13 protein-coding genes are annotated in these 20,376 nt (G+C 58.2%); 3 read left to right on the top strand and 10 right to left on the bottom strand.

Features of this window, described 5'->3' with window-relative positions; translation table 11 throughout:
• Positions 1–8: 8 nt before the first annotated feature.
• The 4 genes from thyA to rppH all read right to left on the bottom strand — a co-directional run bounded on the left by thyA (position 9) and on the right by rppH (position 4,562).
• Complete coding sequence (gene thyA, locus IB226_RS16735) at positions 9–803, bottom strand: thymidylate synthase (protein WP_110867965.1); 795 nt, start codon at positions 801–803, stop codon at positions 9–11.
• Entirely contained in the window at positions 800–1,681 is an 882-nt protein-coding gene (gene lgt / locus IB226_RS16730; RefSeq protein WP_008109262.1) for a prolipoprotein diacylglyceryl transferase, read from the bottom strand. Before lgt ends, thyA begins: the two co-directional genes overlap by 4 nt.
• Positions 1,682–1,775: 94 nt before the next feature.
• Positions 1,776–4,022, bottom strand: a complete 2,247-nt coding sequence (gene ptsP / locus IB226_RS16725) for a phosphoenolpyruvate--protein phosphotransferase (protein WP_110867966.1) — start codon at positions 4,020–4,022, stop codon at positions 1,776–1,778.
• Between the two features lie 12 nt (positions 4,023–4,034).
• Positions 4,035–4,562 carry an RNA pyrophosphohydrolase gene (gene rppH, locus IB226_RS16720; protein WP_007890933.1) on the bottom strand — a complete coding sequence of 176 codons (528 nt, stop codon included), beginning with the start codon at positions 4,560–4,562 and terminating at the stop codon, positions 4,035–4,037.
• Positions 4,563–5,244: 682 nt separating this feature from the next.
• Between rppH and mutH the strand changes: the two genes are divergently transcribed.
• The 3 genes from mutH (at position 5,245) to IB226_RS16705 (ending at position 7,439) form a co-directional block, all read left to right on the top strand.
• Positions 5,245–5,931 carry a DNA mismatch repair endonuclease MutH gene (mutH, locus tag IB226_RS16715; protein ID WP_110867967.1) on the top strand — a complete coding sequence of 229 codons (687 nt, stop codon included), beginning with the start codon at positions 5,245–5,247 and terminating at the stop codon, positions 5,929–5,931.
• Between the two features lie 104 nt (positions 5,932–6,035).
• Positions 6,036–6,254 carry a YgdI/YgdR family lipoprotein gene (locus tag IB226_RS16710; protein ID WP_101761992.1) on the top strand — a complete coding sequence of 73 codons (219 nt, stop codon included), beginning with the start codon at positions 6,036–6,038 and terminating at the stop codon, positions 6,252–6,254.
• Positions 6,255–6,398: 144 nt separating this feature from the next.
• Positions 6,399–7,439 carry an NADP(H)-dependent aldo-keto reductase gene (locus IB226_RS16705; RefSeq protein WP_110867968.1) on the top strand — a complete coding sequence of 347 codons (1,041 nt, stop codon included), beginning with the start codon at positions 6,399–6,401 and terminating at the stop codon, positions 7,437–7,439.
• A gap of 119 nt (positions 7,440–7,558) precedes the next feature.
• Here IB226_RS16705 and lplT read toward each other — a convergent pair whose 3' ends face one another.
• The 6 genes from lplT to IB226_RS16675 all read right to left on the bottom strand — a co-directional run bounded on the left by lplT (position 7,559) and on the right by IB226_RS16675 (position 20,277).
• Positions 7,559–8,749: a lysophospholipid transporter LplT gene (lplT, locus tag IB226_RS16700; RefSeq protein WP_110867969.1), complete on the bottom strand. Its 1,191-nt coding sequence runs from the start codon at positions 8,747–8,749 to the stop codon at positions 7,559–7,561.
• Positions 8,746–10,896, bottom strand: a complete 2,151-nt coding sequence (aas, locus tag IB226_RS16695; protein ID WP_192236489.1) for a bifunctional acyl-ACP--phospholipid O-acyltransferase/long-chain-fatty-acid--ACP ligase — start codon at positions 10,894–10,896, stop codon at positions 8,746–8,748. The genes lplT and aas overlap by 4 nt, the downstream gene beginning before the upstream one ends.
• Before the next feature lie 485 nt (positions 10,897–11,381).
• Positions 11,382–12,779 carry an efflux transporter outer membrane subunit gene (locus IB226_RS16690; RefSeq protein ID WP_192236488.1) on the bottom strand — a complete coding sequence of 466 codons (1,398 nt, stop codon included), beginning with the start codon at positions 12,777–12,779 and terminating at the stop codon, positions 11,382–11,384.
• Positions 12,780–15,884, bottom strand: coding sequence for an efflux RND transporter permease subunit (locus IB226_RS16685; RefSeq protein WP_192236487.1), 3,105 nt, complete (start codon positions 15,882–15,884; stop codon positions 12,780–12,782).
• Positions 15,881–19,033 (bottom strand): MdtB/MuxB family multidrug efflux RND transporter permease subunit, encoded by a 3,153-nt coding sequence (locus IB226_RS16680; protein ID WP_192236486.1) that lies wholly within the window; start codon positions 19,031–19,033, stop codon positions 15,881–15,883. The genes IB226_RS16685 and IB226_RS16680 overlap by 4 nt, the downstream gene beginning before the upstream one ends.
• Entirely contained in the window at positions 19,030–20,277 is a 1,248-nt protein-coding gene (locus IB226_RS16675; protein ID WP_192236485.1) for an MdtA/MuxA family multidrug efflux RND transporter periplasmic adaptor subunit, read from the bottom strand. Before IB226_RS16675 ends, IB226_RS16680 begins: the two co-directional genes overlap by 4 nt.
• Between the last annotated feature and the right edge of the window lie 99 nt (positions 20,278–20,376).

Raw genomic sequence — 20,376 nt, 5'->3', positions numbered from 1 at the left:
GAGTGGCGTTAAATGGCGACGGGCGCTTTAATGGCTGGATGCGGATCGTAGCCTTCAATCTCGAAATCATCGAACTGATAATCAAAGATAGAGGACGGTTTACGCTTGATTACCAGCTTAGGCAACGGACGCGGCTCACGCGTTAATTGCAGGCGCGCCTGCTCTAAATGGTTGCTGTACAGATGCGTATCGCCACCGGTCCAGACAAAATCGCCCACTTCAAGATCGCACTGCTGCGCCACCATATGCACCAGCAGCGCGTAGCTGGCGATGTTGAATGGCAGACCAAGGAAGATATCGCATGAGCGCTGATAGAGCTGGCAAGAGAGCTTGCCGTTGGCCACGTAGAACTGGAAGAAGGCGTGGCAAGGCGCCAGAGCCATGTGATCCAGCTCGCCCACGTTCCACGCCGAGACAATGATGCGACGCGAATCGGGGTCACGCTTCAGCTGCTCAATCACTTTACTGATTTGATCAATCTCTTCACCCGAGGCGCTGCCCCAGCTGCGCCACTGCTTGCCGTAGACCGGGCCGAGATCGCCGTTCTCATCGGCCCATTCGTCCCAGATGGTGACCTTGTTCTCTTTCAGGTAACCGATGTTGGTCTCACCTTTCAGAAACCACAACAGCTCATGAATGATCGAGCGCAGGTGCACTTTCTTGGTGGTGACCAGCGGAAAACCATCCTGCAAATTGAAACGCATCTGGTGGCCAAAGATGGAGAGCGTGCCGGTACCGGTACGGTCGGCCTTTTCTGCGCCTTCATTCAGCACATGTTGCATTAGGTCCAGATACTGTTTCATTTTACCTCACGAGTTTGTTGCTGCGGGCGACGACGATACGCCCAGATCATCATAATCACACCGGCCAGAATCATCGGGATCGACAGAATCTGTCCCATGCTGACGCCGCCTTCAAACAGGCCAAGCTGCGCATCCGGCTGACGGAAGAACTCCACGATGATGCGGAATGCGCCGTAGCCAATCAGGAACAGGCCCGAGACGCTGCCCATGGGGCGCGGCTTGCGAATAAACAGGTTGAGAATGATGAACAGCACGATGCCTTCGAGGCACAGCTCATACAGCTGCGACGCGTGACGCGGCAGCACGCCGTAGGTGTTCAACAATTCCTGGTACTGCGGATTGTTGGCCGCCAGCGCGATATCTTCGCTGCGTGAACCGGGGAACAACATCGCGTATTTGAAATCGGGCGCCACGCGGCCCCACAGTTCGCCGTTGATGAAGTTACCGAGACGACCGGCCCCCAAACCAAACGGGATCAGCGGTGCAATGAAATCCGCTACCTGGAAGAACGTGCGCTTGGTACGGCGTGCGAAAATCAGCATCACCACAATCACACCAATCAGGCCGCCGTGGAACGACATGCCGCCATCCCAGACCTTAAACAGATACAGCGGATTCTCAAGGAACAACGGCAGGTTGTAGAACAACACATAGCCGATACGTCCACCGAGGAATACGCCGAGGAAGCCCGCATACAGCAGGTTTTCCACTTCCTCTTTTTTCCAGCCGCTGCCAGGTTTGTTGGCGCGTCGCGTCGCCAGCCACATAGCAAATACAAAGCCCACCAGATACATCAAGCCGTACCAGTGAAGCGAAACCGGTCCGATAGAGAAAATTACCGGATCGAATTGGGGAAACGAAATGTAGCCGTCAGTCATCTTTCACCATCATTTTTCTGCCCTGAAACGGGACAATAAAAGGCTGCGCATCATAGCACAGCCACTTTTTTTACAGGTCGTGAAGTTGTAACCGTTAACGCCCGCCGCGAATCAAACCGCCTAAACCACGGCGCTCCATAAAGGTGGAGACCAGATGACGCACTTCCGAGGCAGTATGCGCGGCCAGTCCATGCTCGCTGAGCTTCTGTGCCTCTTCAAAATCGAGATGGCGCAGCAGATATTTCACCCGCGGCACGTTCTTGCCGTTCATGCTGAGATGGTGATATCCCATGCCCACTAACAGCGCGACACACATTGGATCGCCAGCCATTTCACCACACAAACAGAGCTCCAGCTTGGCCTGGCGGGCTTCGCTGGCAATCGTGTGCAGCGCCCGCAGCATCGCCGGATGCAGCGAATCATACAGGTTCGCCACGCGCGTATTGTTGCGATCAACCGCCAGCAGATATTGCGTCAAATCGTTGGTGCCAACCGAGACGAAATCGACGCGATCCGCCAGATGCGGGATCATAAACAGCATCGACGGCACTTCAATCATGATGCCAATGCGCGGCTTGGGAATCACATAGCCGAGCATCTCTTCCACTTCGCGGCCAGCGCGATCGATCAGACGACGCGCATCATCGATCTCATCGATATGGCTGATCATCGGCAGCAGAATGCTCAGGTTACCGGACGCCACGTTGGCACGCAGCATGGCGCGCACCTGCACCAGGAAGATTTCCGGCTGATCGAGCGTTAAGCGAATGCCACGCCAGCCAAGGCACGGATTCTCTTCGCTGATCGGCATGTACGGCAGCTGTTTATCCGCGCCGACATCCAGCGTACGCAGCGTCACCGGTTTGTCGTAGAACAGCTGCAGCATGCCCTGATACTGCGCCACCTGCTCCTCTTCGGACGGGAAGCCGTTGTGCAGCATGAACGGAATTTCGGTGCGGTACAGACCGATGCCATCCACCCAGTTATCCAGCGCCTGCTCGTGTTCCGGGCTGAGGCCGGCATTCAGCATCACCTGAACGCGCTCACCGCTTTTCAGCTCGCCGGGCTGCTCGACCACGCCTTCGGCCATTTTGCTCAGCGCGTTCTCTTCGCTGATTAAACGCTGATACTCCTGCACCAGCACCGGTTCCGGATCGATCAGCACTTCGCCGCGATAACCATCAACAATCAGCAAGCGCTTGTTAAGCTGCGCCGGCAGGATATCGGCGCCCATCACGGTTGGAATGCCCATCGCGCGCGTCAAAATCGCCGCATGCGAGTTGGCGGCACCGTCGCGCACCACCACGCCCGCCAGACGCTCCTGCGGCAATTCAGCCAGCGTGGTTGCAGTGAGTTCATCCGCGACTAACACGAAGCGTTCCGGCCAGGCATTGGTGCCGACCAGCGAATCATCGAGGTGGAACAGCAGACGTTGACCGAGCACGCGTAGATCGCCAGCGCGCTCGCGTAGATATTGATCCTGCAAATTGGCGAACTGCTCGGCGAACTTCTCGATCACCGTTTTAACCGCCCACTCCGCGACCGATCCGCGCTCGATCTCATCAAAAAGATCCTTTTTCAGCCGCGCATCGGTAAGCAGGTGCGAATAGAGATCGAAGATCGCCGCGCTCTCTTTCTGCACGCTGGCAGCAAAGCGTTTACTGAAGCGGCGGAATTCGTTGCCGGCCTCGCCCATCGCCAGCACCAGGCGCTCGCGCTCGCGCTGCACGTCAAGCGTGGACGCAGCGGAAACCTGATCGAGCAGCGGCTGAGTTTCATCCACCCAACCCGGCGCGACCGCCACACCCGGCGCAGCGGCAATCGCTTTTACCCGCGTCTGACGGAATTGACCAAACAGTTGACCGAGCTGCGACTGCGACAGCAATCCCGCCATTTGCGTGGCGAGCGTGACGAGGAATGACTCTTCGCTTTCATCAAACTGACGGTGTTCGCGCTGCTGGATAACCAACACGCCAAGCAGCTGGCGGCGGCTGATAATCGGCACGCCGAGGAAGGAGCGATAACGCTCCTCTTTAACGGAAGGAATGTATTTGAAGCTGGGATGGCTTTGCGCGTCGGCGAGGTTGATCGGCTCGGCTAAGCGTCCAACGAGGCCAACAATGCCTTCGTCAAACGCCAGCGTGACCGTACGACCACGCGGCTTTTTTAGCCCGCGTGTCGCCATCAGGTAGTAGCAACGACGATCGTGATCGGCGAGATAAACCGAGCAAACCTCGGTTTCCATCGCAAGGCAAATTTCGTTTACCAGAATGTCGAGTGCTTCATTCAGACGTGGAGCACTCGCCACTTTCTCTACTATTTCGCGTAACTGAGTGAGCATAAAGGGCGTGGCCTATCCTCTTTTACGTCGTTGGGCGGCATTATTACGCTGCCCCGCACTCTCCTGCATAGACATCACAACGCCCGCGAATTCTTTCATCACGCGGCGATACACATCGCGCTTGAAAGAGACCACCTGACGTACCGGATACCAGAAGCTAACCCAGCGCCAACCATCAAACTCGGGCGTGCTGCTGTGCTGCACATTGATTTCCGCGTCACTGCACATCAACTGCAGAAGAAACCACTTTTGTTTCTGGCCGATACACACCGGCTTTGTGTCCCAACGCACCAAACGTTTTGGCAACTTGTAGCGTAACCAGTTTCGGGTTGAAGCAAGTATTCGAACATCTTTGCGGTGTAAACCCACTTCTTCGAACAGCTCGCGATACATCGCCTGTTCAGCAGTTTCACCCGGATTGATGCCTCCCTGAGGAAATTGCCAGGAGTGCTGTCCAAAGCGCCTGGCCCACAACACTTGTCCTTGCCTGTTACAGATTACGATACCAACATTCGGGCGGTAGCCATCATCATCGATCACTGGACTACCTCAAAGCTAAATTTGAATAGCCTGATTGTTTCACACTCCTTACAGGCGGTAAACCACTGGATAGCGGGCCGCAGGCGGAATAAAAACAGGATAACTCACAGAGATTAGCCAAGTTATAAACAGATGCCCCCATTTATCGGCGATCTTATTCACCTTTTCTGTGGATAGCTTTGTGCAGAACACGGGAATGAATTGAATAACCCCTTCGGATAAATCTCATCACCCAACATAGCAATACGCAGAAAAATCATCATATTCATCGGGATATAACTTATTAACCGTTAAATCGTTACCAGGATCCGTAGTTATACTCCGCTCAGTTTTTTCGATCGGTTAAAGATCCATCATCGACGTTTTTATCCACAGAGAATGCCCTAAACCTGGTCAAAGAAAGGAAAAAAAGCGTTCAAAACGCGAAAGTCAAGGCTGTAAATGGAAACAGGGGTATGGCCAAAAGGGTGTTACCCCACTTTTCTGTGGATAACCAGGTTCAACACCTGTTCATTGTCGATAACAAGCTGGGATAACCGGGCCATATCACTGGATCGTCCCATTCTATTGAAATAAAAAAGCATGCTGAATCATGCTATTATCACCTTTATTCAACTAACTGCCATGTGGACAAACCCGGCTCGCGTTTACTGTTCACTCTTTAACCAATGTAGGTTTTAGCATGCACTTCTCACCGTTATTGCCATCGCCACCTGAAAACGAAGCGGAATTACTGCAGCGCGCACAGCAGCTGGCGGGACAGACCTTTGCCGCGCTGGCGGCGCAGATTAACCTGCCGATTCCGGCAGATTTGAAACGCGATAAAGGCTGGGTTGGCATGCTGTTAGAGCTGCATTTGGGTGCCAGCGCTGGCAGCAAAGCCGAGCAGGATTTCGCCCATCTCGGCATTGAGCTGAAAACGATTCCGGTAGATGCTCAGGGCAAACCGCTGGAGACCACCTTCGTGTGCGTCGCGCCGTTAACCGGCAATAGCGGCGTAACCTGGCAAACCAGCCATGTGCGGCACAAACTGGCGCGGGTGCTGTGGATCCCGATCGAAGGCGATCGTGCTTTGCCGCTGGCCGAACGCCGCGTCGGTTCGCCGCTGCTGTGGCATCCGAGTGCAGAAGAGGAGCAACAGCTGCGCGAAGACTGGGAAGAGTTGATGGATATGATTGTGCTCGGTCAGGTGGAGCGCATCACCGCACGTCACGGTGCCTGGCTGCAAATCCGCCCTAAAGCCGCCAACAGCAAAGCGTTGACCGAAGCGATTGGCGAACACGGCGAGCCGATCATGACGCTGCCGCGCGGCTTTTATCTGAAGAAGAGCTTCACCGGTCCGCTTTTGGCGCGACATTTTTTACTGTAAATGCATATTGCTGCCGATAATTTTAGGAATGATGCGATTACTCCTAACGACGAAAGCATTTATTACTACACTTTTGCTGTTGAAGTCGCGAGAAGGAGATAAGAATGAAAGGGTTGGTGAGTGCAGTAGGTTTAACCTTGGTGACGCTGTTATTGAGTGGTTGTAGCAGTGATTACGTCATGGCGACCAAAGATGGCCGCATGATCATGACAGATGGCAAACCCGCCATCGATAAAGAGACCGGATTGGTACAGTACACCGATGAGCAAGGCCATCAGATGCAGATCAATGGTGACGAGGTTTCAACCATCATTGAGCGTTAAGTGCCAAATTGCCCTGCCTGCACGCGTTTTCCCCTTGTGCAGGCGATTTCCCGAACTTTCCCCTCTTCCTTCCGCGCCGCTTCACACGCTATAGTCCCAAAGGACACAACATTCCCTTTCATAATGAAAAAAGGATGCCGGCACATGCACTATCACCGTATTCCCCATAGCACGCTGGAAGTGAGTCAGCTGGGGCTTGGAACCATGACGTTTGGTGAGCAGAACAGCGAAGCCGACGCCCACGCACAGCTTGATTACGCGGTTAGCAGTGGCATCAACCTGATTGATACCGCAGAAATGTATCCGGTGCCGCCGCGCCCGGAAACCCAGGGATTAACCGAACAATACATAGGTAGCTGGCTGAAGAAGCGCGGCAGCCGTGACAAAATCATCCTCGCCAGCAAAGTAGCCGGTCCGGTACGCGGCGCGGATGCGTCGATTCGCCCGAACCAGGCGCTGGATCGCAAAAACATCCGCGAAGCGCTGGATGCCAGCCTGAAACGTCTGAACACCGATTATCTCGATCTCTATCAGCTGCACTGGCCGCAGCGTCAGACCAACTACTTCGGCAAGCTGGGTTATCAATACACCGATTCCAGCGTGCCGGTGACGCTGCTGGAGACGCTGGAAGCGCTGACCGAACAGGTGCGCGCCGGTAAGATTCGCTACATTGGCGTGTCGAACGAAACTGCGTGGGGCGTGATGCGTTATCTGCAGTTGGCTGAAAAGCATGAGCTGCCGCGTATCGTCACCATCCAGAACCCGTACAGCCTGCTGAACCGCAGCTTCGAGGTTGGTTTAGCGGAGATCAGCCAGCATGAAGGCGTCGAGTTGCTGGCGTATTCCAGCCTGGCGTTTGGTACGTTGAGTGGCAAATACCTGAACGGTGCCAAACCCGCCGGTGCGCGCAATACGCTGTTTAGTCGCTTTACCCGCTACAGCGGCGATCAGTCTCAGCAGGCGATTGCAGCCTATGTTGCGCTGGCGCAGAAACACAATATGGATCCGTCGCAGATGGCGCTGGCGTATGTGCGTCAACAGCCGTTTGTCGCCAGCACCTTGCTGGGCGCCACCACGCTGGAGCAGCTGAAGATTAACGTAGAGAGTTTCAATCTGACGCTGAATGCCGAGGTGTTAGAGGAATTGGAAGCGATTCATCGCCAGTTTACCTATCCAGCGCCATAAATCGCACCACACCGTAGCGGCGCGATTTATCGCGCGCTTTAAAAACGCCGCACATTTTTCCACTTGTGCGGCATTCGCCATTGCGCAATACATTGCCCCGCTACGACGCTATGCTTTTGTTACTTCCGCGCTTTCCACCACAACACCGCAATCGCCACGGCGAAAATCGCGCCGAATCCGACGCCGGTCGCCACCGCAGGCGCGCCCAGCTTAATCGCCACGGTATACAATCCCAGCATCAGCAGCATCGCGGTATTCTCACCGAGATTTTGCACCGCAATCGCGTTGCCCGAACCCACGGACGCCTTGCCACGCTCCTGCAGCAGCGCATTGAGCGGTACCACGAAGAAACCACCCAGCGCACCAATCAGCATCAGCACCAGATAGGCATTCAACAAGCTGGTTTGCAGCGCAAACACCACCACCATCACGCCAATCAGCACACCGGCTGGCATGCAGCGACGCACGGTTTGCAGCGTCACCAGCTTCGCTGCCGCTGCCGCCCCAATCACGATGCCAATCGCCACCATGGCATTCAGCGTGGTCGGGGTTTTGTTATCGCTGATGCCGAGCGCCACCGGCACCCACAGCACCAGCAGGAAACGCAGCGTCACGCCCGCGCCCCAGAACAAGCTGGTGCCGAGCAGCGAGAAGCGCGTTTCGCCGTTGCGCCACAGCAGCTTAGTGGCCGCGATGAAACTGCGCAGCATGGCGCCAAAATGCCAGCTCTGACCGGGACGCGCTGCCGTCAGACGCGGAATAAAGATGTTCGCCACCACCGCCATCGCATAGGTCATGGCACACACCACCAGCGCGGCGACCAGGTTCCAGTCCGCCAGAATACCGCCCGCCACCGAACCCAGCAGAATCGCCGCAATGGTCGAACCTTCCATTAAGCCGTTGGCTTTGACCAGGCGTTCACCGCTGGTGATCTCCGTCAGGATGCCGTACTTGGCCGGCGAATAGGATGCCGCGCCAATCCCCACCAGCGTATAGCCGAGGAACGGATTGAAGCCGAAACAGATAACCAGCGCGCCGAGCAGCTTAAGACTGTTGGCGAACATCATTACCCGACCTTTGGCAAAGCTATCCGCCATCTGCCCTACAAACGGCGCGAGCAGAATGTAAGTGGCCACAAACAGCATTTGCAGGATCGGCTGACTCCAGTCCGGATAGAACTGATTTTTCAGCACCGCCAGCGTCACAAACAACAGCGCGTTGTCGCCAAATGCCGAGAAGAACTGCGCCACAATCACCGCCAGCATGTTGCGCGATAACAGCGGTGCATCCTTATTTAACGCCTGGCTCATGCCTGCTCCTCTTCCGCCAGCTGCTTCAGGCTGACATAGTCCGGTTTGCCGCTGCCCAGCATCGGCAGCTGTTTCATCACGCGGATATCGCGCGGCACCGCCAGTTCCGGCGCGCCAATTTCACGCGCCGCTTTCAGCAGCGTGTCGCGGCCCAACTCGCTGTCGGTAGTAAACAGCACCAACGCTTCGCCGCGATTACCGTCCGGACGCAGCGACGCCGCATGCTGCTTCTCGTTAGAGGCTTTTAGCGCAATCTGCTCCACAATCTCCAGCGACACCATCTCACCGGCAATTTTGGCGAAGCGTTTCGCACGGCCCTGAATCTGGCAGAAACCGCCTTCATCAAAGCTGACGATATCGCCGGTGTCGTACCAGCCCGCTTCCATCTCGCCTTCGCCGTTATCGGCGACCGGGACTTCCAGCACGCCTGGATTTTCCACGCGCAGATACCCGTTCATTACGTTCGGACCGCGCAGCTGCAGGCGACCGCCCTGCTCAATGCCCGGCACCGAAATCAGACGCGAATCCATGCCCGGCAGAATGCGGCCCACGGTGTGATTTTTCGCCGCCATCGGCACGTTGATCGCCACCACCGGCGCGCACTCCGTCACGCCGTAGCCTTCGAGAATACGGATGCCGTATTTTTCCATGTAGATCTGACGCGTCGCTTCCTGCAGTTTTTCCGCGCCCGCCACCACATAGCGCAGACGCGCAAAATCGTACGGGCTGGCGAAACGCGCATAGTTGCCAAGGAAGGTTGAGGTACCAAACAGCACGGTGCAGTTACGGTCGTAAACCAGCTCCGGCACGATGCGGTAATGCAGCGGGCTCGGATAGAGAAACACCTGCGCGCCGGTCAGCAACGGGGTAAACAGGCCAACGGTTAAACCGAAAGCATGGAACAGCGGCAGCGCCGACATAAAGCGGTCGCGCGGGGTGAAATCCGCCACGGTACGAATCTGCTCAACGTTCGCCAGCAGACTTTTATGCGAGTGCACCACACCTTTGGGATGGCCTTCCGAACCGGAGGTAAACAGCACCATCGCCGCATCTTCCGGCTGCTGCGCCACCAGCGCACGGCGCGGCATCAGCAGATGCGCCACAATCCACAACTTGTCCTTCAGCGTAACGGTATCTTTCAGATCTTCCAGATAGATCCACTGCACTTCGCTGAGTCCCTGCGGCAAGTGCCACAGGTTGCCTTTTTCGAGGAACTGCCGCGAGGTAAACACGGTTTTCACCTGCGATGCGGTCAACGCCGCACGCATGCCATTCACGCCTGCGGTGTAGTTGAGCATCGCCGGAATGCGCCCGCGCAGCGAGGCACCGAGAATCGCCGCCGCTGTCACCGTGGCGTTCGGCAGCAGCAGACCGACGTATTCACCTTGCTGGCTGTAGCGCTCCAGAATGCGGCCCACGCCAAGCGCTTTCTTCAGCAAACCGGTATAGCTATCCGGTTTGAAGTTGACGTCTTCGATGCACGGCTTCATCGCGCCATAACGCTGACGCGCATTGAGGAAAGCCTCGAACAGCGTCTCACGCGGACGCACTGCCATGCGGGCTTCCATCATCACATGATGCAGGTGCTCGCCCGCCAGCGTGCGGCGATCGCGCGCGCGTTTGGCTTCAGGCATCGGGATTACCGTTGGCGGCAGCACCGTTAAGGTGATGCGCGGAAACAGGCGCCGTTTAAACACGCCCGCCAGACGACCAAACGGCGTATATTCCGCGCCTTCGATACGCATCGGCACCACGGTGGCACCGGATTTCGCCGCCACAAAGCCGGCGCCGCTGTAGATCTTCATCAGCGATCCAGTCACGGTGATGCGCCCTTCCGGGAAGATCACCACCGGACGGCCCTGATTGATCATGCGCACCAGATGTTTGATCGACATTGGCTTGGTGGGATCGAGCGGAACGAAGTCGATGATCGGCTTCAGCAGGCGCATAAACCATTGATCGCTGATCGACGAATAGACCGCGAACACCGGTTTGATCGGCAGAAACAGCGCCAGTAATACCCCATCCAGAAACGACGTGTGATTGGGGGTGATCAGCACTTTCTCTTTATGCAGTGCCGCGAGGTCGCCGCGCAGTTCCACACGCCACAGCAGGCGGAACAGGAAACGGAAAAAAGTGAGTAGCATGCCAGCTCCTTAGCAGTCTTAAAAATGGCTCTTACGATGCAGGATCTGGGGATTTTCGACAAGTGGCGTGGTGATTTAAACGCAATAGCGGGCGTAGGGCCGCCATTCATGGCGTAATGCTTGTCAGTTAAGCCAACGATGAGTGCGCAGGCCGGGGCCACTTGTGGTCCGGCGGTCCTCGCGCCGCTAGCGCGGTGCCTTCACTTCGCTCATTTGCCAGAGGCGCTGGCGCGTCAGCTGCGGCGAAGGGCCATTCGCAGCGCTGAGGCTTTTACGTTGGGCCAGGAGCCTCACGCAGGGATGCGTGAGGCAGTTCGGGGCGGCCAGGACGGCCGATCCACGAACGATCCGTCGGCACGACGTGTAAGCCGAAGGCACCGCGTTAGCGGCGCGAGGACGGCCCGTGACGCAGCAGATGTGTCAGAGCCCGCACCAAAAATGCTTTCTTAACTAACAAGCATTACGCCATTCATGGCGACCTGGTTTTACCGCGTATCCGCCTGCCAGCCACCGCCCAGCGCGGCGATCAGACCGACGCTGCTGACCCACTGCGTGCTCTGCAGCGACAGCAAACTCTGCTGCGCGCTCAGGCTGCTGTTTTCGGTGGTGGCGACGTCGAGATAGTCGATCATTCCGGCATCATACTGATTGCGCGTTACGCGCGCCGATTCCTGCGCTGCGTCGGTGGCGCGCTGCTGTGCGGCGATTTCGCCCTGCAAAGTATTCAGCTGCACCAGATAATCTTCCACTTCGCCCATGCCGGTCAGCACCGACTGGCGATAGCTGGCAACGCTGGCATCATAGGCGGCGCGCGCCTGTTCGACTTTCGCTGAGGTGGCGCCGAAATCTAACAGCGTACCGCTCAGCTCCGGCCCCAAAGACCAGACGCGATTGGGCAGCGAGAACAAACTGTTGATCGCCGATGAACTCACGCCGCCGCTGGCGCTCAGCGTCAAATCGGGATAGTAACCGGCAATCGCCACGCCGACCGCCGCATTCGCCGCCGCCACGTTGCGCTCGGCGTAGGCGATATCGGGACGGCGCTGCAACAGCTGCGACGGCACGCTGTTCGGGATCGCGGGCAGCGCGGCCTCCAGCTTCGCCACCGGCAAGGAGAAATCCGCCGGAGCTCGGCCCAGCAGCAACGCAATCGCGTGCTCCATCTGTGCACGCTGCCACTGGTAATCCTGCGCCGAGGCGCGGGCGCTCTCCAGCTGCATCTGCGCCTGCGCTAAGGTGGCGCGTGATTCGCTGCCCGCCGCATATTTGTTTTCAATCACCGTCAGATAACGTTGATAGGCCGCGATACTGCGCTGATAGAGCGCGATTTTCTCGTCGATGATGCGCAGCTGGAAATAGTCCTGCGCCAGTTCGGACTGCGCGCTCAAGGTGATATTCGCCAGCTCGGCTTTGCTGGCTTCGGCGCTGGCGTGGTTCTCCTCCAGCGTGCGTCGCAGTTTGCCCCACACATCCAGCTCCCAGCTGGCGCTGAGATCGGCGGCATGGCTGTTGCTGACGCTGCGTTGACCGCTGGCGCGGCTGCCGCTGCGCGTGCTGCTGGCGTCGTAGCTTACCGACGGCAACAACTCCGCGCGTGATTGCCCAACTAACGCCTGCGCTTCGCGGTACTGCGCGGCATAGCTGGCAACGTTCTGGTTGGAGATGCTCACCTGCTTCAGCAGGCTAGCCAGCGTGGCATCGTGATATACCTGCCACCATTCACCTTTGCTGTTTGCATCCTGCGGCGTCGCCTGCGTCCAGCCTTTGGCTTCTTTGAAATGGGTCGGCATCGCCATGCTCGGGCGCTGATAATCGGGGCCAACCGCGCAGCCCGCCAGCAACATCACGGTGAGCAACGGCGTAATTTTCAGTGACATTTTCATCTATCGGGATTCCACATAACGCAACCGCTGCCACTGACGTTGCGTGGCGCGGCTTAAACGGTCGAGCCAGAGATAAACCACCGGCGTAGTAAACAGCGTTAATAATTGGCTCAGCGCCAAACCACCGGCAATCGCCAGCCCGAGCGGGCTACGTAAGTCGGCATCGCCGCCGCTGCCCAGCGCCAGCGGCAGCGCGCCAAAGAAGGCGGCCAGCGTGGTCATCATGATCGGCCGGAAACGCATCAAGCAGGCTTGGGTGATCGCCTGCTGCGGCGTCATGCCTTGGCTGCGCTCGGCGTGAATCGCAAAGTCGATCATCATGATGGCGTTCTTTTTCACGATACCAATCAGCAGGATGATGCCGATCAGCGCGATCACCGTCAGTTGCGTGTTGGTCAGCAACAGCAACAACAGCGCGCCCACACCCGCCGACGGCAGCGTTGAGAGAATGGTGATCGGGTGGATGTAACTCTCATATAGCACGCCGAGCACGATATACACCGCCGCCAGCGCCGCGATAATCAGCCACGGCATGGTGGCGGTAAGCTGGGCGAAGGCGGCGGCGGTGCCGGCAAAACCGGCCTGAATACTGGAGGGCAAACCGAGCTGCGCCATCGCCTGCTTAATCAGCGCCTGCGCCTGCTCCAGCGACACGCCGTCGTTAAGGTTAAACGCCACGGTGCTGGTGGCGGATTGGCCCTGATGCGCCACCGACAGCGGCGCGTTGCCGCCTTTAAAGCTGGCGAACGCGGCGAGCGGCACGCGATCGCCACTGTCGTTAATCACATACAGCTGCTGCAAAATCGCCGGATCGCGCGTGTAGCTATCCTGCAGCGACATCACCACATGATACTGATTAAGCGTGTGATAGAGCGTAGCGACCTGACGCTGGCTGAAAGCGTTGTTCAGCAGGGTGTCGAGCATCTGCACATCCACGCCCAACCGTTTCGCGCGGTCACGATCGATATTAATCACCACTTCCTGACCGCCGGTTTGCGAGTCGGAATCGACGCTATTCAGCTGCGGGATTGCCGCCAGCGCCGCCTGCACTTTGGGCGTCCACTCACGTAGCAGATCGAGATCGTCGGCCTGCAAACTGTATTGATAGGTGGCGTTGGCGCTGCGCCCGCCGATGTGCAGATCCTGCGCCGCCATCAGGAACATCTGCGCGCCGGCAATATGGCTGGTTTTCATACTCAGGCGGTTCGCCACTTCGGTGGCGGTGGCATCGCGCTTGTCAAAATCCTTCAGGCGCACAAAGAAGTTGGCGCTATTGCGCGAGCCGAACATGCCGCTGCCCATCGACGACATCACGCTCTCCACCGCCGGATCGGACTGGATGATGTGGGTGAACTGCAGCATTTTCGGCTTCATCGCCTGGAAGGAGATGTTCTGATCGGCACGCAGCGCGCCCATCAGCAGGCCGGTATCCTGATTGGGGAAAAAGCCTTTCTGCACCACCGAGAACAAAAACAGGTTGAGCAGCACGGTCAGCACCAGACTAAACATCGTCAGCTTTTGGTGCGCCATCACCCAGGTTAACCCGCGCGAATAAGCCGCCAGCAATGCGTTAAGTTGGTTTTCGATAAACTGATACAGCGGATGCGGGCGTTGCGTGACTTTGGGCTTTGGCTTCAGCAGGCGCGCGCACAGCATCGGCGTCAGGCTCAGCGAGACAAACATTGAAATCAGCAACGATACCGTCAGCGTGACGGCAAATTCGCGGAACAAGCGCCCAACGATACTGCCCATCAGCAGAATCGGGATGAACACCGCAATCAGCGACATGGTCATCGACAGCACGGTAAAACTCACTTCCTGCGCGCCACGCAGCGCCGCGCGCAGCGGACTGAGCCCTTCTTCGATATGGCGCGTGATGTTTTCCAGCACCACAATCGCGTCATCGACGACAAAGCCGGTGGCGATAATCAGCGCCATCAGCGACAGGTTATCGAGGCTGTAACCCAGCAGATACATCACCGCGCAGGTGCCAATCAGCGAGACCGGCAGCGCCAGCGCCGGGATAATCACCGCCTGCACGTTACGCAGAAACACAAACACCACGGCGATCACCAGCAGCATCGCCACCAGCAGCGTCTCTTCGGTGTCATACAGCGAGGCGCGCACCGTCGGCGAGCGATCCACCACCACTTTTAGCTGGGTATCGGCGGGCAGATCTTTTTCCAGCGCCGGCAGCTGCGCTTTGATGGCATCAATGGTGTCGAGCATGTTGGCACCGGCCTGGCGCTTAATGCCCACCATCACCGATGGCGTGGCGTTGAGGAAACCGGCCTGATACTGATCTTCAACCGAGTCATACACGGTGGCGACATCATGCAGCCGCACCGCTTTACCCTCTTTATAGGTAACGATCAGATCCTGATACTGCGCGGCTTTATCCAGCTGGCCGTTGCTGTCCACCACCCACGACTGGCTGCTGCCCTGCAAAATCCCTTTCGGCTTATTGCTGGTGCTGTTGGCGATGGCGCTGCGCACCGTATCCAGCGAAATGCCATATTGCGTCAGCTTCAGCGCTTGCAGATCGATGCGCACCGCCGGTAAGGCGCTGCCCATCAGCGACACTTCGCCCACGCCTTTCACCTGGCCCATCGCCTGCTCGATTTTGCTTTCGGCCAGATCGTAGAGTTCGCCCGGTGTGCGCGTGGCGGACGTTAGCGCCAGCATCACAATCGGCGCATCCGATGGATTGGCTTTGCGATAGGTCGGCAGCGACTCCATCGCGCTCGGCAGCAAACTGCGTGCGGCGTTGATCGCCGCCTGCACGTCACGCGCCGCGCCGTTGATGTCGCGATCGAGGTCAAACTGCAAAATTACGCTGGTCGATCCCTGCGAACTGCTGGAGGTCATCTCGGTGACGCCGGCGATTTGCCCCAGCGAACGCTCCAGCGGCGTAGCGACGGTGGCCGCCATGGTCTCCGGGCTGGCACCGGCCAGGCTGGCGCTCACCATAATGGTGGGGAAATCCACCTGCGGCAGCGGCGCCACCGGCAGCAGCCGATAGCCCAACGCGCCCAGCAGCAGGATCGCCAGCGTCAGCAATAACGTGGCAACCGGGCGGAAGATAAACAGCCGGGTGAGGTTCATCGTTCGCCCCGCGCCTGCTGCTGCTTGCGCTGCATGTAGCGCTTGCCGCGCTGCGCAATGCCATCAAACCACAGGTAAATTACCGGCGTGGAGAACAGCGTCAGCACCTGGCTGACGATCAAACCGCCAACAATCACCAGACCGAGCGGCTGCCGCAGCTCGGCACCGGAACCGGACGCCAGCATCAGCGGCAGCGCACCGAGCAGCGCCGCCATGGTGGTCATCAGAATCGGGCGGAAGCGCAGCAAACAGGCCTGATGAATCGCGTCCCGCGCGCTCATGTGCTGCTTGTTTTCCGCCTCCAGCGCGAAGTCGACCATCATAATCGCGTTCTTCTTGACGATACCGATCAGCAGAATCACGCCAATCAGCGCGATCAGGCTGAACTCGCTGCCCGCCAGCAGCAGCGTCAACAGCGCGCCGACCGCCGCCGACGGCAGCGTCGAGAGAATGGTCACCGGATGGATAAAGCTCTCATAGAGAATGCCGAGCACCACGTACATGGTGATTAATGCCGCCAGAATCAGCCACAGGGTGTTGCCGGTGGCGCTCTGGAATGCCGAGGTTTCGCCCTGATAACGCAAGGTGATACTCGACGGCAAATTGAGCTGCTGCGTTACTGTGGCAATCGCCTTCTGCCCCTCTTCCAGCGAATAGCCTTTGTTGAGATTGAACGACACCATCACCGCCGGGAACTGATTGAGGCGCATGTGCATCAGCGAACCGGTGCGCTGGTGAATGGTGGCGATGGACGTGAGCTTCACCATGCCGGTGGTGGTTGTGGTGGTGTCATCCGTGGTGGAAGTGCTGCTGCTCGCGCTGGTCACCGGCAAATAGACATCATCAAACGAAGCGGGCGATTGCTGATACTGCGGCGCCACTTCCAGCACCACGCGATATTGATTGGCCTGGGTAAAGATGGTGGAGACCAGACGCTGACCGAAGCTGTTGTACAGCGCGGTATCGACGTCGGCGGCGGTAATGCCGTAGCGCGCCGCTTTATCGCGATTCAGCTCGACATAGGCCACGCGGCCCTGATCCTGCAGGTTACTCACCACGCCGTTAAACTCCGGACGCTGCTGCAAGGCGGCGACCAACTTCGGCGTCCAGCGCACCAGGTTTTCGCTGTCGGCATCATCCAGCGTGAATTGATACTGGCTCGGCGACACCTGATCGTTAACGGTCAAATCCTGCGCCGGTTGCAGATAGAGCTGAATGCCCGCCACCTGCTGCGCCGCCTGTTGCAGCTGTTTAATCACCACGTCGGCTTTGTCGTCGCGCTGTTCAAACGACTTGAGGTTGATCTGGATACGCCCGCTATTCAGGCTGGTGTTGCTGCCATCAATGCCGATGGTTGAGGACAAACTCTCCACCGACGGATTTTGCAGAATCACTTTCGCCAGCGCCTGCTGCCGCTTCGACATCTCGCTAAACGACACATCCTGCGACGCCACGGTGACGCCCTGAATCAGCCCGGTATCCTGGGTCGGGAAGAAGCCTTTTGGGATGGCGATGTAAAGCAGCGCGGTGAGCGCAAAGGTCGCCAGCGCCACCAGCAGCGTCAGCTTCTGATGGTTCAGCACCACCGTCAGCATGCGGTCGTAGCCGCGCACCAGCTTGTCGAACAGTTCGCCGCCTTTACGCGAGAAGCGCGACTGTTTTTCCGGCGGAATGTGCTGCAGCAGATAGGCGCACAGCATCGGCGTCAGCGTTAGCGACACCACCATCGACACCAGAATCGACACCGCCAGCGTGATGGCAAATTCGCGGAACAACCGCCCAACCACGTCGCCCATAAACAGCAGCGGGATCAGCACGGCAATCAGTGAGAAGGTCAGCGAGATGATGGTGAAGCCAATCTGCTGCGAGCCTTTCAGCGCCGCCTGCATCGGCGTTTCGCCCTCTTCCAGCCGCCGCGAAATGTTCTCCACCACCACAATCGCATCGTCAATGACGAAGCCGGTGGCGATGGTCAGCGCCATCAGTGATAGGTTATTCAGGCTGAAGTCGGCCAGATACATCACGCCGAAGGTGCCAATCAGCGACAGCGGCACCGCCACGCTGGGAATCAGCGTCGCCGCCACGTTGCGCAGGAACAGGAACGTCACCATCACCACCAGCGCCACCGACAGCATCAGCTCAAACTGCACGTCGCTGATGGAGGCGCGAATGGTTTGCGTGCGATCCGACAAGATGCTCATCTTCACGCCGTCCGGCAGCGCCGCCTGCAGCTTCGGCAGCTGCGCTTTGATGCTGTCCACCACCTGAATCACGTTGGCGCCCGGCTGGCGCTGCACGCTGATCACAATCGCCGGACTGTTGTTGGCCCACGCCGACTGGAAGCTGTTCTCCGGTCCCTGTTCGATATGCGCGATATCTTTTAGCCGCAGCGCCGCACCGTTTTGGTAAGTGATGATCAAATTGCCGTACTCATCGGCGGTGCGCAGCTGATCGTTGGCGTCGATGGTCACCGAGTGATATTTGCCGTCGAAGCCGCCTTTCGAGCCGTTCACGTTGCTGTTGCCGATCAGCGTGTTGACGTCCTCCAGCGACAGCTGATGCGCCGCCAGCGCTTTCGGGTCCATCTGCACGCGAATCGCCGGTTGATGGCCGCCCGCCAGCGTCACCATGCCAACGCCGTTAATCTGCGACAGCTTGAGCGCCACGCGCGTGTTCACCAGATCCTGCACCTGCGTCAGCGGCAGCGTGTCGGAACTTACCGCCAGCGTAATCACGGCGGTATCGGCTGGATTGACCTTTTTGTAGGTTGGCGGATTGGGCAGATCGCTCGGCAGCAAGTTATTGGCGGCATTGATCGCCGCCTGCACTTCCTGCTCGGCGACATCCAGCGACAGATCGAGGCTGAATTTCAGCGTGACGATCGACGATCCGCCTGAGCTGGTGGAGGTCATCTGGCTCAACCCAGCCATTTGCCCGAGCTGGCGCTCCAGCGGCGAGGTGACGGACGACGCCATCACATCCGGGCTGGCACCGGGATAGAGCGTGGTGACCTGAATGGTCGGGTAATCCACCTGCGGCAGCGCCGAGGTGGAGAGAAAACGGTAGGAGAAGATCCCGGCGATCAGCACGCCGACCATCAGCAAAATGGTGGCGACCGGACGCTGGATAAACAGGCGAGACGGATTCATTTGGCCTCGGCGGTCGCGGTGGTTTTACTCTCATCCGCCAGCTGCACTTTGCTGCCGTTGGTCAGGCGATCGATGCCTTCGGTCACCAGGCGATCGCCCGGTTCCACCCCTTTGAGGATCGCCTGCTGATCTTCACCAAACGTTGGCCCGGTGGTGACCGCTTTGCGCGTCACGGTGTTGTCTTTATTGATAACAAACACGAAGCTGCCGTCGCTGCTCAGCTGCAGCGCCTGCGCCGGGATCACCGTGGCATTTATCAGGATGTTGGTTTGCAGCCTCAGATTGACGAACTGGTTAGCGAACAGCGATTCGTCTTCATTCGGGAAGGTGGCTTTCAGCTCAATGGTGCCGGTCGCGGTATCGATCTGGTTGCTGATGAACTTCACCTCGCCCTGCGCCAGCGCGCGGCTGTTGTCCTGATCAAAGGCGGTGGCGGGCAGACTCTGTCCGCCGTGCAGCGCGTTGGTCAGCTGCGGAATGTTGACCTGCGGCACGCTAAATGTCACGGCGGCGGGTTGCATCTGCGTCACCACCACAATGCCGGTGGTATCGGTGGTTTGCACCATATTGCCGGGATCGACCAGACGCAAACCGACGCGTCCGCTGATTGGCGAGGTGATGCGCGCATACTCGATATCCAGTTTGGCGCTGGCGATCTGCGCTTCATCAGCGGCGACCGCGCCTTTGTACTGGCCGACGGTGGCGGTTTGGGTATCAAGATCCTGGCGCGAGAGCGAGTCCTGCGCCGCCAGTTTCTGATAACGCACCAGCGTTAACTGCGCGCTTTTCAGCAACGCCTGATTCTGATTGAGATCGCCCTGATACTGCGCCAGCGTGGCCTGATAGCTGCGCGGATCGATCTGCGCCAGCAGCTGGCCGGCGCTAACTTTCTGCCCTTCGGTAAAGAACACTTTTTCCAGCTGTCCGGCGACGCGGCTGGTGACGGTGACGCTGGCGTTGGGGATCACCGTGCCGAGCGCGTTGAGGTATTCCGGCACATCCGCGCTGCTGGCGACGCCGCTGTGCACCAGCGTGGCACCGCCCATCATCATCGCCATGCCCGGCGGGCCACCCGCGCCACCGCGATGACCGCCGCGTGCGCCCGGCGGCTTTCCGCCGCCCGGCATGCCGCCGTGACCACCGACCACGCGCCAGATAACGCCCGCCACAATCAACAGCAAAACTAACAGGAGCAGCCATTTCAGCCAGCGGGAAAACGGGGAGCGGGAAGCGTTGTTAGTCATCAGGATCTTCAGGTTAGCCAGAAAACGGAAAATCCCCTGTAAAACAGGGGACTATTTCAAGGGGAAATCATCACTACGCGCATTATCGGTTGAATGCCC

This window comes from Pantoea sp. PNT03 (genome assembly GCF_014852515.1).
Classification (GTDB): Bacteria; Pseudomonadota; Gammaproteobacteria; order Enterobacterales; family Enterobacteriaceae; genus Pantoea; species Pantoea leporis.
The sequence above is the reverse complement of the archived record's forward strand: the minus strand, read 5'-3'. Positions and strand labels throughout refer to the sequence as shown.

Bases quoted from the DNA above. Each gene is read 5' to 3' on its own strand.
- thyA (WP_110867965.1), bottom strand. From the start codon at position 803: ATGAAACAGTATCTGGACCTAATGCAACATGTGCTGAATGAAGGCGCA.
- lgt (WP_008109262.1), bottom strand. From the start codon at position 1,681: ATGACTGACGGCTACATTTCGTTTCCCCAATTCGATCCGGTAATTTTC.
- ptsP (WP_110867966.1), bottom strand. From the start codon at position 4,022: ATGCTCACTCAGTTACGCGAAATAGTAGAGAAAGTGGCGAGTGCTCCA.
- mutH (WP_110867967.1), top strand. From the start codon at position 5,245: ATGCACTTCTCACCGTTATTGCCATCGCCACCTGAAAACGAAGCGGAA.
- IB226_RS16710 (WP_101761992.1), top strand. From the start codon at position 6,036: ATGAAAGGGTTGGTGAGTGCAGTAGGTTTAACCTTGGTGACGCTGTTA.
- IB226_RS16705 (WP_110867968.1), top strand. From the start codon at position 6,399: ATGCACTATCACCGTATTCCCCATAGCACGCTGGAAGTGAGTCAGCTG.
- lplT (WP_110867969.1), bottom strand. From the start codon at position 8,749: ATGAGCCAGGCGTTAAATAAGGATGCACCGCTGTTATCGCGCAACATG.
- aas (WP_192236489.1), bottom strand. From the start codon at position 10,896: ATGCTACTCACTTTTTTCCGTTTCCTGTTCCGCCTGCTGTGGCGTGTG.
- IB226_RS16690 (WP_192236488.1), bottom strand. From the start codon at position 12,779: ATGAAAATGTCACTGAAAATTACGCCGTTGCTCACCGTGATGTTGCTG.
- IB226_RS16685 (WP_192236487.1), bottom strand. From the start codon at position 15,884: ATGAACCTCACCCGGCTGTTTATCTTCCGCCCGGTTGCCACGTTATTG.
- IB226_RS16680 (WP_192236486.1), bottom strand. From the start codon at position 19,033: ATGAATCCGTCTCGCCTGTTTATCCAGCGTCCGGTCGCCACCATTTTG.
- IB226_RS16675 (WP_192236485.1), bottom strand. From the start codon at position 20,277: ATGACTAACAACGCTTCCCGCTCCCCGTTTTCCCGCTGGCTGAAATGG.